The sequence below is a fragment of the Paenibacillus sp. WC2504 genome (assembly GCF_052682475.1).
In genome coordinates, this window is record NZ_JBQZFH010000001.1 from 4,291,161 (window position 1) to 4,306,485 (window position 15,325).

The following is a 15,325-nucleotide window of genomic DNA, read 5'->3' on the forward strand; positions in this document are numbered from 1 at the left end:
CTTTAACTGTGGAGATGAAGAAGCTTTCTATCTGTGATCAACTTCATTTTACATGCTGAAACGTTCTCGATATCCGCATTTGCGGCATAACTCTTCTACGACTTCCCGTCTCGAAAAGCCTTCGAACAAACGGTTCGCCCGCTCCCCTTCAACAATCTCAGAAAACGGCGTATGGTTAATATTCCCCAAATTAATAACGCCTTCCCCATCGAGACAGCATGGAATGACCGTACCGTCAACCAGGATGCCCGCTTGATTCCGCAGAGCATGGCAGAAGCCTGGCCCTTCAATCTCTTGCGCTTTCAGATCCGGCCATTGAAACTCATGATCCTGGTTCAGATATACGCGTTCTGCCAGTTTTACACCGCTTCCACGCACAAATTCCTCGTCAATTTTGTAATCCAGCTCAAACTCTCTCTCCAGCATTTCCAATACTTCACGATTCCGCTGCCGCTCCTGATTCGTTTGATTATCCATTGTTAAGTTCCACAACCGGAAAGAGATAATGACATTAGACTTTGCTACAATTTCCTTTGCGAATCGTAAGATGCTCATCACATAGCCTTCTTTATCCTCCGAGCCTTCGTGGCCGTCAAAACTGTGCAAAGAGAAATTCATTTGGCGAAGGGCCGGTTTGTCCAGCAGCTTATGCCTATTTTTATTAATCAACGTTCCGTTGGTCGTAATATTAACTTTAAAGCCTTTCTCATGGCTCAAATCAAGCAGTTCGTCGATCTTGGGATGCAGCAAAGGCTCTCCTTTGACATGCAGATAAATGTGATCCGTATGCGGCTTGATTTGATCAAGAATGTTCGTAAACGTATCTATCTTAATAAAATTAGCCTGCCGCTTCGTTTGCGGACAAAACGTACAAGCCAGATTGCATACACTTGTAATCTCAATATAAAACTTTTTAAACTTCTTCATGCCATGGCTCCGTTTCTAGCTGCGCTACTATGATAATAGCTATTATAACAAGCTGCTCTCCTGAAAGAAAGGAATTGAAAGAATTAGAAAATCCATTTCACCATCCATCCGATAAAATAGGCCGAAGGAATAAGAAATACTTGGGCCAACAAAGTACCTAGAAAACGGGATGTCATCAGCAGGGCATAAATTTTCCCAAGCTGACTACGTTGTGACTCGTCCTGCAGCGCTTTATCGGTAATGAGCCCTAACTGTGGATCGATGAAAATGGTGAGCAGGATCGTGGCGATCCCATTGATGAGACCTGATGCCTGGGAGGCCGTTGTTGCATACGCAGGTAACAAATGCGCCGCATACAAAGATGACAGCACCCCCACAGAATAAAAGGCAGTTACTAGGATGTTGATGACTAAAAATCTTTTGGACACGCCTAAATAGCGGAACTGGCTAAGCTTGAACTTAGGCTTTTTTAAGTAATTTTTGGTGTTCTTCAACTGCTCTATCTTCACGCTTGAAATGAGTTTCGGGATAGAACCTGCCACTTCCAAACGAGCAATAACTCTTACACTGAGGTTGATAAAAGAAGGAAATAAGGCAATGGCGATCAGCGTGCCAATGGACGATGCGAACAAAGATATCCGTAAGTATCTTTCTAAATCAAAAGTCGGGACAGCCTTGGCATAGTCGACGAAATTAGCCGTCATAGGCGCTTGAATTAAATTGGCTGTTCGAGAAACGAGCACTACGATACCAACTAGCGATAGCGCTACTGCCAGTTTGTTCACCTTCACCCCGGCAAAACGTATGGAATAGGATAAGGTTTCAGCGGTATGAATGATCATCGTTAAAATGAACACTAAAATGAGTGTATTCGTCATCGTCATTTGATCTTTAACTCCATCAGCCGTTTCAGGACGGCTTCCCAACGCACCTTCATTTCTTCTCTGCGCTGCATGCTGTCGAGCTTTTCTTGGTGAAAACTAATTGTCGTTCTGCCTGGAGAAGCGGCGGGCAGCAGCCGAATTTGCAGTGTCGATGCTTCCGCCCAACTTGCAGGCTGCCAAGAGAGACGTAGCTGTTCATTCGGTTTAACCACGCGAAGAACCCCGTTAATTCCTTCTTTTGTGCAAAACGCATGCCCTTTTTCGAAAAGGATAGTAGGCGTCTCCCCTAACCAAAGCTTGCGGCCTTGCGGCGAAGTCAATAATTCCCATGCCTTCTCTTGACTTAAAGTAATCGTCCTTCTGACACCGATCTGAAAGCCTGCAGCCGCCGTAAGTCCTACCATATTCTCTGAATTCATTAGCACTCCCCCTTCGCTATGTCGATCCAGTGTGCAACTGCTCTAAGTATTTCTTCAACTCCATCAGATCCCTAATCGTGTACTCTCGCTCAAAATTACCTGCGAAATGGTCGTCTTCCTTCCAGATTCCCTTCATTCCCACCCTTCGGCTTGCCTGAACATCATTTTCCGGATGATCACCGACATAGGCTGCTTCACCAGGCTGTGCTCCCAATCTATGTAATGCTCTATGAAAAATCTCAGGATCCGGCTTGCGCAGCCCTTCTATTTCGGAAACGAGTATCGTATCAAAATAGGTCGAAATCCTTAACGCTTCCATATTTTTCATCTGAAATGTACCGTAACCATTGGAAATTAGGCCTAGCTTAAAACCGCTTTCTTTCAAGTAGATTAAAAGCTCATGAAGATTTGGAAACCCGACACAGTGCAAGCTGAATTGATGCATGTAATCCTCTAATAAGTCCTCCCACTGCAAAGCAAGATCAAATTCATGTATGAGCTGCTGATACACTTGATCTTTCCATACGTAACCTCTCTGATCTAGGGCCACAAACCTGTTCACATACACGGATTTATCAATATGCTGAAGCTCAGCCATCCGTTGGTGCTGATTTTCCACAAAAGCTTTCAAAGATGTATCTCGATCCAGCAGCGTTCCGTCCAGATCAAAAATAATGGCTTTTAACACGGGAGCCTTCACACCTTTCTAGCTAAAAAATGAATCCGGATATCGAAGCTCTCCGCTCCAATCCTTTAGAAAACCTTCTGTGATTTCACAAACCATAAATACTTCATCTGGCACCTCAAACTGCTTTAACTCAAATCCATAAGTCCTAGCAGGTACAAATCCAAATTTCGGATAATAGCTGGCGTGACCAATCAGAAATATAGCCCCGTATCCTAGTTCTTTTGTTTTACGGATACCTTCCTGGATAAGTTGAGCGCCAACGCCTTGTTTTTGAAAGTCCGGCTTTACTGCTATTGGGGCTAATACGATGACCTCGTGTTCTTTGTCCTCATCCACTACGCTCGCTTTACTTAGCAAAATATGGCCTGCAAGCTGATGATCCATCTCCGCCACAATCGACAACTCCGGTATAAAACCCTCTGAAGCCCGGATACGCTCAATCAGTTGAGCTTCGTCTTCTCTATGTCCAAAAGCCTCCACATTCAGCTGATAGACCGCCTCATGATCTTGAATTTCCTCAGTTCTGATTCTCATGATTGAACCTCCCCTCAAAATCAAATATTCGTTTATCTACTAGGATTTCCCTTTAAATGCTTGTAAAAAATATGGTTGCATCTCATCAATAAGTTGCGAATTCAGCATCATCCTTCACTCATCCTCATACTAATCCCATCACTCATTACCTTTCCCATAAGTTTTACTGGAAAATGTGATGCTAATTTGTTCATTTCTGTTGCTCATGAACCAATAGATGGAAATGATCAAGCTATTTTCTCAAGTTTCATCAGAAACAAGGCGAATCGACTGAAATAACTCCTGAAATTCCAGTTACTTCATCAAAACCTTAGTTCGTGTAATTTTTAACGGTAGAATTTCCAGTTGCTCCTCCAACAAACATGAATAAAAAAGAGAGCCCCTAAGGCTCTCTTTTTTATTCATCACTCTGATTGCCGCTCATCGCCGTACCAAAGTTCTCGGAACGTCGTGCTGCGCTGCAGCAGCTCCTCCGACGTACCTTCGGCTTCGATGCGTCCCTCCTTCATCACAATGATGTGATCGGCACGCGTCAACGCCGTTTTGCGGTGCGAGACGACCAAGCAGGTCGCATCGCTTCGACGCTGGAACATCCGCTCCCAGAGCTTCTGTTCCGTCTCCACGTCGAGCGCGCTCGACAGGTCGTCGAAGACGTACAGCTCGGCGTCGCGCACGAGCATGCGCGCTGCGGCCGTCCGCTGCGCCTGGCCGCCGGAGAGCTTCACCCCGCGCGGGCCGATGACGGTGTCCAGCCCGCCGGGCAGCTGTGCGACGTCGTACTCGAGCACCGCCGCGTGCAGCGCCTGCTGCAAGCTGTCGCTTTGCTCCGCTTGCCCGAGCAAAATATTGTTGCGCAGCGTATCGCTGTACAAGCGCGGCACTTGCGCGGTGTAGGCGCTCCGCGGCGGGGTGAAGAAGGTGCCCGGGTCTTCGACGGGCACTCCGTTCCACGCGATCGTTCCTTTCCCTTTGGGCAGAAGCCCAAGGAGGGAACGCACCAGCGTGGTTTTGCCAGAACCGATCGCTCCCGTTACGACGGTGAACGATCCTCTTCGCAAGCTGAAGTGAATGTCTGAGATGCCCCTGCCCGTATCCGCATAGGCGTAGCTCAATCCATTCACATCAAGCCGCTGCAGCTCAGCTCCGCTCTCGAGAACAGCATTATCGCTCTGCTTCCCTCCGCTCTCGCTCCCGAGCGTTGCAGCTTCGCTTTGCCTCACGCTGCGTTTACCCTCGAACGCCTCACCCTCGCTCTGCTTTCCTCCATCCCCGCTCCTCTCCGCTCTGCTTGGCTTCAAATGCAGCGAATTAACCATCGTTAGAACCTTCGCCGAAGCTCCTTGCAATAGAAACGTTAACCGTTCCAGCGACACGCTCATCTGCTTAAAATACGTAATGAATTTCCCCACATTCGTAATAAATTGCGTCACGAAGGTCAAATAGTAGACGAACAGCGCAAAGTCCCCGACGGTAAAGGTGCCAGCTCTCATTTTTGTACCAGCTAGCAGAAGAATAAGCCCAGTACCCAAGTTTACGGAATTGGAAAAAACCGAATCCAAAAGCTCCGTCATGAGACGGTCTTTGAGCATCGCTTTTCGGCGATTGTCGCCAAAGCTGCGGAAACGCTCAATGACGCGATCCTCGGCTCCTGCCACTTGGATAGCTTGTACGTTACCGAACATTTCGCTGATTTCCCCGGTCACTTTGGAAGTCGCTTCTCTACTGGCCGCGCGGTATTTCTGCAGGCGAACCGTCGCCAGCTGCGCAGCCGTAATGACAAGCACAATCGGCAGAAACACAAGCATCGTCATTTGAGCATCAATACGTATCAGAATATAAGCGGACACAATGGCAAAACAAGTCAAACCAAAGACATCAACAGACCAGCTTACCGCCTCTTCCGATTGATCCACATCATCCCGGAAATGACTAATCGCTTCCCCTGGAGAAACCGGAATCGCTTGTGCCCCTGGCTGCTTCAAAACATGCTCAAGCAAATTCCGTCTCAGCAGCATCCCCATCCGAAACCGGAAATGAACATCCGTTATAAACCCGATAATAATGAGGCATATACGTCCTAGAGCGGCAGCAATGAGCAGTGCGATCAAGCCCCAGACACCATAGCCCAGCATGGAATTCCCTGTCAAAGAGTCGAAAAATTGTTTCGTAATCAAACCTGGCACGATTGGTGCCAAGTAAATTATCGTCCAAGCAATTGCATTAATAAAATAACGCCCAGGACGGTACATAATAAGCCGCCATAAATACTGGAACGTAGTCATACCAGCACCTCCTCAAGCCCTGTTGCAAGCAATTGGCTGAATCGGGAATTCGGGTCTGCGGCTAACTGTTCTCTTCTCCCCGTTTCCATCACATGACCATTATCCAAAATGAGGATATGATCGGCGCGCTGTACGGTAGCTAATCGGTGCGCGATCATGATACAGGATCGTTCGGTCAACAGTTTGGATACGGCTTTTTCAATGCGTTGCTCGGTCAGAGGGTCTAGCCTCGAGGATGCTTCGTCCATGATGACAAGTCCCGGTTTCGTTAAAAACACCCGCGCGAAGGCCAGCAATTGGGCTTCACCCGCCGATAAACTGCCTCCTCCGGAGGCTAGCATCGTATCCAGGCCTTCAGGCATTGACTCATACCATGAGCCGAGTCCGAGTTCCGTAAGCACATCTACAATTTCTTTATCCGTAATGGCATGATCATAAAAGGTTAAATTATCACGAATGGTTCCCTGCATAATTTCAATATTTTGCGTCACCAATGCGACATGCTTCCGAAGCTCCGCTAACGTGCAGTCACGTATATCCGTTCCGCCTAGCGCAATCATACCGCTTTGCGGATCATAAAACCGCAGCAGAAGTCTGGCCATCGTTGACTTGCCGCTGCCGGTTCGCCCAAGTAAGCCTAAGACTTCTCCTGGCTTCAAATTCAACTCTACGCCTTTGAGCGTAGGCTGGTCCCCGTCGTAACTGAACGTCACATCGCGAAATTCAACACTAAGCGGTCCTTTTGGCAGTAGCGCTCCCGGTCCATCCTTAATCTCGGATTGCGTAGCAAACAGTTCACGAATCCGGGAAATACTGGCATCCGCCTTCTGCAAATCCTCCATTTGCGTACGGATTTTCTCAATTGGCTTAGCTAAGAGCTCTGTATAAAAGAAAATTAAGTACACCGTTCCGAGAGAGATGTTCTGGCTATACCACAGATAAGCACTAATTCCAAAAGCCATGGCATTGCCCAATGCGAAAACGAAAATCGACATATTCCACATCGCGCAGAAACCCAGAAAGGCTTTGACTCGCAGTGGCAGCATTTTTCTTAACATCGTATAAAAACGATTCATCACGAATCCTACTGCTCCATTGGCGCGGATATCCTCCGTTCCTTCCAAATGCTCGCCAATAAAACCGTAAAACTCGGCATTCGCCTGCCGCCATCCCGCCCATACAGGAACTGCGAATTTACGAATCCACTGAATCATAAAAACAGCAAAGACGACGAAAAAAGCCATCCCTGCGCCAATGACCCAATTCTCGCGGAATAATAGCACAATAATGCCTGCCATCAGTAGCAGGTTGCCGAATAGATGAATAATCATGCTGGAGAAGAAATTCGCAAGCGCATTCACATCGCCGTCTACTCGTTCGATAAGCGAACCAGATGTATGCGATTTATGAAAGGACATATCCAGGGACAAGCAATGCGCCGCCAAATCAACGCGCAATTTATTCGTTGTTTTCCAAGCGACATTTTCGCTATAGTACGTTGCGATGACGGAGACGAGCTGCTGCACAAGCGAAAAACCGATAAAGAAAATAGCTGCAGTGATCAATGGCTGCATGGCACTACCAGCTTGCGCCTGATCGATAAAATAGCGGATGATTTGGGGATTGACTAACTGCAGTCCTATAGATGCGAATAAAAGCAGCGTCAATAAAACGAGTGTACCTTTCTGCGGGAACAAATATCGGCTCAGAAGCTCAGCGTATTGCCCCATGGAGTTACTCTTTTTCGGTTTTACCTTCATTATGTAAGGTCCTCCAGTGATTATTAATGACATTAATCATTCATGTCGTTAAGTATTTTCCTCCTTTTCCAATCGTATATTCAATCATACTAAATTGAACTGCAGCCGACAACGCACGTTTTCAACTGCGACAACCCTCCATGGTGTTGGGTCGGCAGAATGTGCTGTCGAGTTGGGGCATTGGATGAAATCCAACCAACATATTGATTTGAAGGTTAAATACGCAATCTTCTTGGATGAAATCCAATGAGATCATTTAAACGTGATGCTATAGCGCTGAATATGGCCGTTCTATTGGATTTCGTCCAATGAAAGGAGCGATTTTAGTGCATTATTGGCTCTTTCCTTGTATTTTTTCCAACGAGGCTAAGTTGTTCCCAAAACTGTAGTGCTATTTTTGCCCCTTCAAACAAAAAAAACCGCAATTGCTCGCGATTTTTTCCAAATGCAAGAAAAATCCCCCAAAACTCAGTGGACGCATTGTATAATAGAAAAAATACCATTACGGCTCTCACGTTACCTTCACTAACAAACAGGCGGTGGATGAGTATGGTTCAGACACTTTTGCAATTAACCGTGAAAGATATTTTGCAGCGCCCTCTGTTTCAGAAAGCCGAAACCATCGCAAGTGAAGAAGCCTTGAACCGCATTGTTCGCTGGGTTCACATTATGGAAGTACCGCACGTCGGACATCTATTGAATGGCCACGAACTCATCCTCAACACGGGAATTGGCTGGCATGATAACGAAGAATTAAGCCTTTCCTTCCTCCAACAACTCATCGATAGCGGAGCATCCGGGCTATGTATTGAACTGGGGACTTATACGAAGCAACCCCTTGAACGTCTGAAAGAGCTCGCCATGCGCGAACATTTTCCACTCATCTTTTTCCATGAAGAAGTCCGTTATATTGATATTACTCAAGATTTGCATGCTTATTTCATCCATCAGCATTATTCCATGGTTTCCGAGCTGGAAGCCTTGTCCACTCAGTTGAATCAGCTGCTCCTTTCAGGGAAGGGATTACAGCCGCTTTTACAGTTATTACACGAAACGACACGCGCCCAAGTTGCCTTTTTTCCTTATGGAGAGGAAGCACGGTTTATACCCGAATTACCGAGAACCGATGCAGATCTCTTTTATGAAAAATGGATCTTTGGAGAAATCTTTCGACTGCCTGATATCAAAAGCAAGCTCGCCCATCGCCCTATTCTAGCCCTTGAGCGCATGTTTGCTGATCTTCTTTTGTACGGTGAAAAGGAGTTAAGCGAATTCCAAATTCTTGCGTTGGACCGGTTCGCAACGGCCATTGCTCAAGAAATGATGCGCACAACCTACATGGAGGAGAAAAAGCGGTACAAGCAGGATCTGTGGGTCACGGATTGGCTGAACGGGAAGCATACGCACCAAGTCATCCGGGACTACATGCTTGCCCTGAAACCCAATGTGAAGCTTGAGCAAGCTGTAGTGTGCGTGTTCGAAAGCAAGGCTGTACGGGAAGATTTGATCGATCATGAAGCGCAGCTTCTTCAAAAACAAATGGTAGCGCGCTCTATTTTTGAAGGTGAAGGTTTCTATCTGGTCCCTCATTTTACAAACGCTCAGTTCGTTTTAATCCTGCTTGATCAGCTAGGAGCATCCCCTTTTCAAGATCGTATGATGAGGGCTATCCAACGCTTGCAAAAGACTGAACACCTGCAGGAGACAGCGTTTTTCTCACCTTTTTTGGGGATCGGCAAAAGAATCAATGATCCTTCTCTCCTCAAGTTAAGTTATCAAACCGCGCTGGATACGATTGAAATTCAGAAAGACATCGGGGTACTGGCCCAACCTTTCTACGACGAGCTTCACGTGGGCAAAATCATCCTGATGATGAAACAAAGCGGGGCCTTAGCCTCCTTTATTGAAGAATATCTTGGTCGCATCCTCCACTATGATCGGGAGAAAAACGGTCAACTTTTGAAAACGCTGAAAATGTATTTAGCTTTAAGCGGCTCCAAGCAGGAAACAGCCAAAGAGCTTTTCATCGTGAGGCAAACCTTATATCACCGCCTGGACAAAATTGCTCTACTGTTAGGCGAGGATTATATGCGCCCCGACAAAAGAATGGCCATAGAGCTTGCGCTCCATGGCTACGAATACATGTATGGCATCATTGCTTAGATCTGTTCCTGGCCCTGCCGAATGAGCAACGTCGCATAATATTTCCTCGCATTTGCTGTCTTCAGATGGAGGGTAGCTGTTTCGCCGCCGGGGTGTTCGAATTGCAGCCATGCGCCGCTCAAATCTTCCTTCACCCCGACAATTTTAAATTTCTGAGCAACAAAACCATCGAGTTTTTGCTTCTCCAGTAGAAATTGTGCGTGTTCAGACATGTGTTGCACCCCTTTGAGCCACGGTATCTTGCTTTGGCTTAAGCTGATGGAATTCAGATGGATAGGTCTTCCGCTTTACGAATTGACCAATGCCAGGAGTGCCCACAAACTGTTTATTCTGAATCACGTACTCCCCTCTAGATAGCACAGTAACAGGCTCTCCAGTGATTTCAAGACCTTCAAACGGATTATAATCCACATTCATATGGTGAGTGTCGCGTGAAATAACACGAACTGCATTCGGGTCAAAAATAACAATATCGGCATCGCAGCCCACGGCGATTGTTCCTTTCTTAGGGAATAAACCGAACAATTTGGCGCTTCGCGTTGACACGATATCTACAAATTGGTTCAATGTGATCCGCCCTTTCAGGACGCCTTCCGAAAACAGAATCGAGAATCTGTCTTCTATACAAGGACCGCCATTAGGGATTTTGCTAAAATCACCTAACCCAAGCTCCTTCTGACCTTTGAAATTAAAAGAGCAGTGGTCAGATCCCAGCGTTTGAAGTTGTCCGTTTTTAAGTGCAGTCCATAGTGCATCTTGATGCTCTTGGGGGCGAAGCGGTGGTGACCACACATATTTTGCACCTTCGAAATCCGGCTTCTCTAAGTATGTTTGATCCAACATTAAATACTGCGGACAAGTCTCGCCCCATACATCGACTCCTTGATTCCGCGCTTCGGCAATTTGCTGAACAGCTTCCTCGCATGTCACGTGTACTACGTACAATTGGGAATTTGCCAAAGCGGTTAATTTGGCTGCGCGCCCCGTTGCTTCTCCTTCGATTAAGGATGGACGTGTCAGCGCATGGTAAATCGGCTCTGTATTTCCTGCATCCAGCGCTTCTTTGATCAAATAATCAATCACGTCGCCGTTCTCAGCATGCACCATGACGAGTGCGCCATGCCGTTTCGCTTCTAGCAATGTACGATATAGCGTTCCGTCGTCGGCTTGAAAAACATTTTTGTACGCCATGAATACTTTGAGCGAAGTAATCCCTTCGTCATGTATCATTTTGGGCAGCTCAGCCAGCACTTCGTCGTTGATTTCTGCAATCATCAGATGGAAGCTGTAGTCAATTACAGCCTTGCCCTCCGCTTTGTTATGCCAGGTTTGAACAGATTCACTCAACGGCACGCCTTTATTCGTCAAACAAAAATCAATAATCGTTGTCGTTCCTCCATATGCTGCCGCCTTCGTTCCTGTCTCGAAATTGTCCGCTGTAACCGTCCCGCCAAAGGGCATATCCAAGTGCGTGTGCGGATCTACACCACCTGGAAAAACATAAAATCCCTGCGCATCAATGATTTCGGCGCTTTCTACCTCCAGATTTAGCCCAATCTGCGAAATGATGCCGTTCTCGATCAGAACGTCCGCCTGATATTGGTCAGCAGCTGTCACAACCGTGCCATTCTTAATAAGTTTGGCCATCGTTATACAGCCTCCTTTTTGTTGGAATTCCCTTCGCCTAGCTTGGCAATCGCTTCTTGTCTCTCGTTCCATGTTAGAGGAGGTTCAGTGCCGGCCACCTCAACCATCGTAATGGCACCTTCTACAGGACAAACAATAGCGCATAAATTGCACCCGACACAGTCTTCTTCACGCACTTGCAAATACGACTCACCTGTATCACTGGTCAGCATATCGATACATTGATGAGAGGTATCCTCACAAGCAATATGGCATTTATTGCAGTTTATACAAGTGTCGTTATCAATTTTGGCAACAATGGCATAGTTTAAATCCAAATTTCCCCAATCCGAATAACGGGGAACGGATTTACCGATCAAGTCCATTACGCTCGCGAGCCCTTTTTCATCTAAATAGTTGTTCAATCCGTCGATCATATCCTCTACGATTCGGAAGCCATGATGCATAGCCGCCGTACATACCTGCACCCCTGTAGCACCCATCAGCATAAATTCAACAGCATCTCGCCAGTTGGATATACCGCCAATTCCAGAGATTGGAATGCCAACCTCCGAATTGCGCGCACAATCCGCGACCATGTGCAGCGCGATCGGCTTTACAGCAGGACCGCAATAGCCGCCATGAGAGCCCTTCCCCCCGACATGAGGGATCGTATTCCACGTATCGATGTCGACCCCAGCTAACGAATTGATCGTATTGATTAGGGAGATTGCATCCGCTCCGCCTCGAACTGCAGCCTTCGCCGTACTTGTAATGTCTGTAATATTCGGCGTCAGTTTCACGATGACCGGCGTCTTCGCTGCTTCTTTCGCCCACATCGTTTGCGCTTCCACAAGATCGGGCTGCTGCCCGGAGGCTGATCCCATGCCGCGCTCCGCCATCCCGTGCGGACAGCCAAAGTTCAGTTCAAGTCCGTCCACGCCGACGGCTTCGACCTTCTTTACAATTTCATGCCACTTTTCACGTTTGGGTTCAACCATCAGTGAAACAACAAGCGCATGATGAGGAAAACGCTTCTTCGTCTCGTAGATCTCTTGCAAATTGACCTCAAGCGGCCGATCCGTGATCAATTCAATATTGTTAAAGCCAGCGACACGTTGTCCGTTGAAATGAACGGCAGCGAATCGTGAGGAGGTATTAATAATGGGGTCTCCGAGCGTTTTCCATACCGCACCGCCCCAGCCGGCTTCGAATGCCCGCTGGACTTGGTAACCTGTATTCGTCGGAGGCGCCGATGCCAACCAGAAAGGGTTTGGTGAAGTTATGCCTGCTAGATTGATGCGTAGATCTGCCATGCCGTATCCCTCCAGTATGATGTACGATTAATGACCAACTATTAGGCAGTCTCGTTCTGAGCTGTAATCACTTGTTTGTAGATCGCATAAGCTGCTTGCTTCCCTTGCTGAGCGGCTGAAACAACCATCGCCTCCCCTTGCCCCTCCCCGAAAATAACATCTCCTGCCGCAAATACTTTGGGGTTTGACGTTTGACCTGTCTCAGGATTCACTGTCACTGTCCCCCGAATATGTGCTAGCTTGAATTGATTGATTAGGGATGCATGGCGCGTTTGTCCAATCGCTTTAATGACCGCGTCAACCGGAAGGATGAACTCTGACCCTGAAATAGGGACCGGCCGCCTTCGTCCTGCCTCCACATCGATCAGTTCCATCCGGATGCATTCCAAAGCCGCTACGTTGCCGTTAGCGTCGCCAATAATTCGCTTCGGAGCTGTAAGCCATCTGAATGCAACGCCGTCCATTTTGGCAAAATCAAATTCAAAATCATACGCCGTCATTTCCGCTTGCGTTCGCCGGTACACGATCTGAACCTGCTCTGCGCCAAGTCTCACCGAACAGGTAGCTGCGTCAATCGCCGTATTTCCTGCGCCGATAACGGCTACACGCTTTCCGATCAGGTTCGTATCCAGATCTTCTGCTGACTTCGTTGCTTCAACGAAATCTATGGCATCAAAGACGCCATTTAAGGCTTCGCCTTCAATACCAAGCATCGGCACCTTCGACATCCCGACCGCCAGCACAACAGCGTCATAGTTTTCTAGAAGGGACTCAGCCGAAATATCTACGCCAACCTGTGTGTTCAATTTGAAATCTACCCCAAGCTGGCGAATCTGCTCTACTTCCCATAGTGAAATTTCCTGAGGTAAGCGAAAAGAGACGATGCCGTATGTATCTAACCCTCCTGCTTGTTCTTTCGCTTCGAAAACCGTCACTTGAAACCCGAATCTGGCGAGCTCTCGGGCTGCCGAAAGACCAGCCGGCCCACTGCCAATGATGGCAGCGGATTTCCCGATGCTTGCTCCGGTTTTAAATAATACGACCTCGTTTTTCATTGCCCAGTCTGTGGCGTAGCGCTGCAATTGCCCGATTAGTATAGGCTTGGACGAATGATTAAGCACGCAAGCCCCCTCGCAGAGTTCCTCCGTCGGGCATACCCTGGAGCATGTAGCCCCTACCGGGTTTGCCTCCATAATAATGCGAGACGAGCCTTTGAGATTGCCTGAGGCGATCTTTTTAATAAAAGAAGGAATTTCAATCCCTGTCGGACAGGCGCGTACACAAGGAGCATCATAACAATACAAACATCGATTCGATTCTTCGATCGCCTCTTTCGGCTTCATGCCCGCTTTGACTTCGGCGAAATTACGTTTCAAATCATTTAATGAAATAAATGATGTCCCCATTTGCCACACCTCCGCACGTATAGGCTAACTATCTAATGAATGCTATCAAGTCTGCGATCCTGAATTTCCTAAAGCGATTCGGCGAGCTGTTCGATACAACAGTTCAGTTCCTAATGAGATATCGTCAGGACTTGCATATTCCTTGGGATTATGGCTAATTCCCTCCAAACATCGAACGAAAATCATCCCGTAATCGCACACATGCGACATCGCTAGAGAATCATGAAACGGACCGCTCATAAGCTCCGGCGGAGAAATTCCCAGCTCTCCTGCCTCCTCGCGCAAGCTCTGCATGATCCAACCGGCGCAATAACGCGGTTCACTGTTCGTATCCTCCCGAATCGTATAGGTAAGACCATGTTCCCGAGAGACGTTCTCGATCACACTCAACAATTCGGTTTCGAGCGCATTGCGACGCGATAAATCGATATCGCGCAAATCAATCGTGAAGGACACTTTCTCAGGAATGATGTTGCGAGAATCCGGAAAAACAGTAAGTGAACCTACCGTTCCAACGGTAGGAGCATTCGGCACTTGCTGCACAAGCTCGTTGAGCGCAACGATGATCTTAGCGCTTCCCAGCAGGGCGTCATGACGCATCGACATCGGCACAGATCCTGCATGCCCGGCGAACCCGGTCATCTCAACGGTAAGCCATAACGGACCCGATATGCCTGTAACGATACCGATGGGCTCGTTCAGTGCTTCAAGGACCGGTCCTTGTTCAATGTGAAGTTCAAGGAAAGTGCCGATGCGCCCTTCTTGAAACACATAATTTTCGAAATTCACAGGATCACAGCCGAATTGGATTAATGCTTCTCGGCGTGTAACGCCGTTTTTATCCGTCCGCTCGAGCTCGTTCTCTTCCAGCTTGCCAGTCATTCCACGGACGCCGAACAGCCCTTTATTGAAACGACAGCCTTCCTCGTCACAGAATGCCACAACTTCAACATCGCATTCAGGCGCTTGACCAGATTCGACCAGGGTTTGAACCACCTCAATCGCACCAAGCACGCCAATCGCGCCATCGAATCTACCGCCATAAGGCTGTGAGTCGATGTGAGATCCGAGCATGAGCACTGGAGCATCCGGATTACGGCCTCTCAGCTTCCCGATGAGGTTAGCGAATGGATCGATGTGCGCTTCCATCCCTGCCTCTTCCATCCATTGTTTCACGAGTTCCACGCCTTCCCGATCTTCCTTGGAGAGCGCCAATCGGCAGACGCCAGTATCTCCGATTTTTCCAATTTGTGAAAGTTCATGAATATGCTGATGTAGGCGTGAAGTGTCAATTTGTATCCGAGAGCTTGTAGACAATGT

Annotated in this window: 13 protein-coding genes; 1 reads left to right on the top strand and 12 read right to left on the bottom strand. The window is 47.6% G+C overall.

All coding sequences use genetic code 11. The annotated features are described in order from the left end of the window. Positions 1-48 precede the first annotated feature (48 nt). The 7 genes from ACUN27_RS19310 to ACUN27_RS19340 form a co-directional block, all read right to left on the bottom strand. Positions 49-927 (bottom strand): radical SAM/SPASM domain-containing protein, encoded by an 879-nt coding sequence (locus ACUN27_RS19310; RefSeq protein WP_127458297.1) that lies wholly within the window; start codon positions 925-927, stop codon positions 49-51. 83 nt (positions 928-1,010) lie between these two features. Further along, positions 1,011-1,805, bottom strand: a complete 795-nt coding sequence (locus ACUN27_RS19315; RefSeq protein ID WP_315950412.1) for a lipid II flippase Amj family protein — start codon at positions 1,803-1,805, stop codon at positions 1,011-1,013. A 2-nt stretch (positions 1,806-1,807) separates the two neighbouring features. Next, on the bottom strand, positions 1,808-2,230 hold the full coding sequence (locus tag ACUN27_RS19320) for an SRPBCC family protein (protein ID WP_445559440.1): 423 nt from the start codon (positions 2,228-2,230) through the stop codon (positions 1,808-1,810). Positions 2,231-2,246: 16 nt separating this feature from the next. Then, entirely contained in the window at positions 2,247-2,918 is a 672-nt protein-coding gene (locus tag ACUN27_RS19325; RefSeq protein WP_315950173.1) for an HAD family hydrolase, read from the bottom strand. 18 nt (positions 2,919-2,936) lie between these two features. Beyond that, on the bottom strand, positions 2,937-3,452 hold the full coding sequence (locus ACUN27_RS19330; RefSeq protein ID WP_315950172.1) for a GNAT family N-acetyltransferase: 516 nt from the start codon (positions 3,450-3,452) through the stop codon (positions 2,937-2,939). Positions 3,453-3,856: 404 nt separating this feature from the next. After that, positions 3,857-5,734 (bottom strand): ABC transporter ATP-binding protein, encoded by a 1,878-nt coding sequence (locus tag ACUN27_RS19335; RefSeq protein ID WP_445559441.1) that lies wholly within the window; start codon positions 5,732-5,734, stop codon positions 3,857-3,859. Further along, positions 5,731-7,494: an ABC transporter ATP-binding protein gene (locus tag ACUN27_RS19340; RefSeq protein ID WP_445559442.1), complete on the bottom strand. Its 1,764-nt coding sequence runs from the start codon at positions 7,492-7,494 to the stop codon at positions 5,731-5,733. The genes ACUN27_RS19335 and ACUN27_RS19340 overlap by 4 nt, the downstream gene beginning before the upstream one ends. 549 nt (positions 7,495-8,043) lie before the next feature. Here ACUN27_RS19340 and ACUN27_RS19345 point away from each other — a divergent pair. Continuing rightward, complete coding sequence (locus ACUN27_RS19345; RefSeq protein WP_315950169.1) at positions 8,044-9,657, top strand: PucR family transcriptional regulator; 1,614 nt, start codon at positions 8,044-8,046, stop codon at positions 9,655-9,657. On the opposite strand, the gene ACUN27_RS19350 is transcribed toward ACUN27_RS19345, so the two are convergent. Genes ACUN27_RS19350 through ACUN27_RS19370 form a run of 5 tightly spaced genes read right to left on the bottom strand, consistent with a single transcriptional unit; the run spans position 9,654 to position 15,322 of the window. Then, the gene (locus ACUN27_RS19350; protein ID WP_315950168.1) at positions 9,654-9,869 is read right to left on the bottom strand and encodes a hypothetical protein; all 216 of its coding nucleotides are present in this window, start codon (positions 9,867-9,869) and stop codon (positions 9,654-9,656) included. The genes ACUN27_RS19345 and ACUN27_RS19350 overlap by 4 nt on opposite strands. Further along, on the bottom strand, positions 9,862-11,304 hold the full coding sequence (gene hydA / locus ACUN27_RS19355; RefSeq protein ID WP_445559443.1) for a dihydropyrimidinase: 1,443 nt from the start codon (positions 11,302-11,304) through the stop codon (positions 9,862-9,864). The genes ACUN27_RS19350 and hydA overlap by 8 nt, the downstream gene beginning before the upstream one ends. Before the next feature lie 2 nt (positions 11,305-11,306). After that, positions 11,307-12,599: an NAD-dependent dihydropyrimidine dehydrogenase subunit PreA gene (preA, locus tag ACUN27_RS19360; protein ID WP_445559444.1), complete on the bottom strand. Its 1,293-nt coding sequence runs from the start codon at positions 12,597-12,599 to the stop codon at positions 11,307-11,309. Between the two features lie 41 nt (positions 12,600-12,640). Continuing rightward, the gene (locus ACUN27_RS19365; RefSeq protein WP_315950166.1) at positions 12,641-14,005 is read right to left on the bottom strand and encodes an NAD(P)-dependent oxidoreductase; all 1,365 of its coding nucleotides are present in this window, start codon (positions 14,003-14,005) and stop codon (positions 12,641-12,643) included. Between the two features lie 45 nt (positions 14,006-14,050). Then, on the bottom strand, positions 14,051-15,322 hold the full coding sequence (locus ACUN27_RS19370; RefSeq protein ID WP_315950165.1) for a M20 family metallo-hydrolase: 1,272 nt from the start codon (positions 15,320-15,322) through the stop codon (positions 14,051-14,053). Positions 15,323-15,325: the final 3 nt, after the last annotated feature.

Coding starts and splice junctions, on each gene's coding strand:
- ACUN27_RS19310 (WP_127458297.1), bottom strand. CDS start 927: ATGAAGAAGTTTAAAAAGTTTTATATTGAGATTACAAGTGTATGCAAT.
- ACUN27_RS19315 (WP_315950412.1), bottom strand. CDS start 1,805: ATGACGAATACACTCATTTTAGTGTTCATTTTAACGATGATCATTCAT.
- ACUN27_RS19320 (WP_445559440.1), bottom strand. CDS start 2,230: ATGAATTCAGAGAATATGGTAGGACTTACGGCGGCTGCAGGCTTTCAG.
- ACUN27_RS19330 (WP_315950172.1), bottom strand. CDS start 3,452: ATGAGAATCAGAACTGAGGAAATTCAAGATCATGAGGCGGTCTATCAG.
- ACUN27_RS19335 (WP_445559441.1), bottom strand. CDS start 5,734: ATGACTACGTTCCAGTATTTATGGCGGCTTATTATGTACCGTCCTGGG.
- ACUN27_RS19340 (WP_445559442.1), bottom strand. CDS start 7,494: ATGAAGGTAAAACCGAAAAAGAGTAACTCCATGGGGCAATACGCTGAG.
- ACUN27_RS19345 (WP_315950169.1), top strand. CDS start 8,044: ATGGTTCAGACACTTTTGCAATTAACCGTGAAAGATATTTTGCAGCGC.
- ACUN27_RS19350 (WP_315950168.1), bottom strand. CDS start 9,869: ATGTCTGAACACGCACAATTTCTACTGGAGAAGCAAAAACTCGATGGT.
- hydA (WP_445559443.1), bottom strand. CDS start 11,304: ATGGCCAAACTTATTAAGAATGGCACGGTTGTGACAGCTGCTGACCAA.
- preA (WP_445559444.1), bottom strand. CDS start 12,599: ATGGCAGATCTACGCATCAATCTAGCAGGCATAACTTCACCAAACCCT.
- ACUN27_RS19365 (WP_315950166.1), bottom strand. CDS start 14,005: ATGGGGACATCATTTATTTCATTAAATGATTTGAAACGTAATTTCGCC.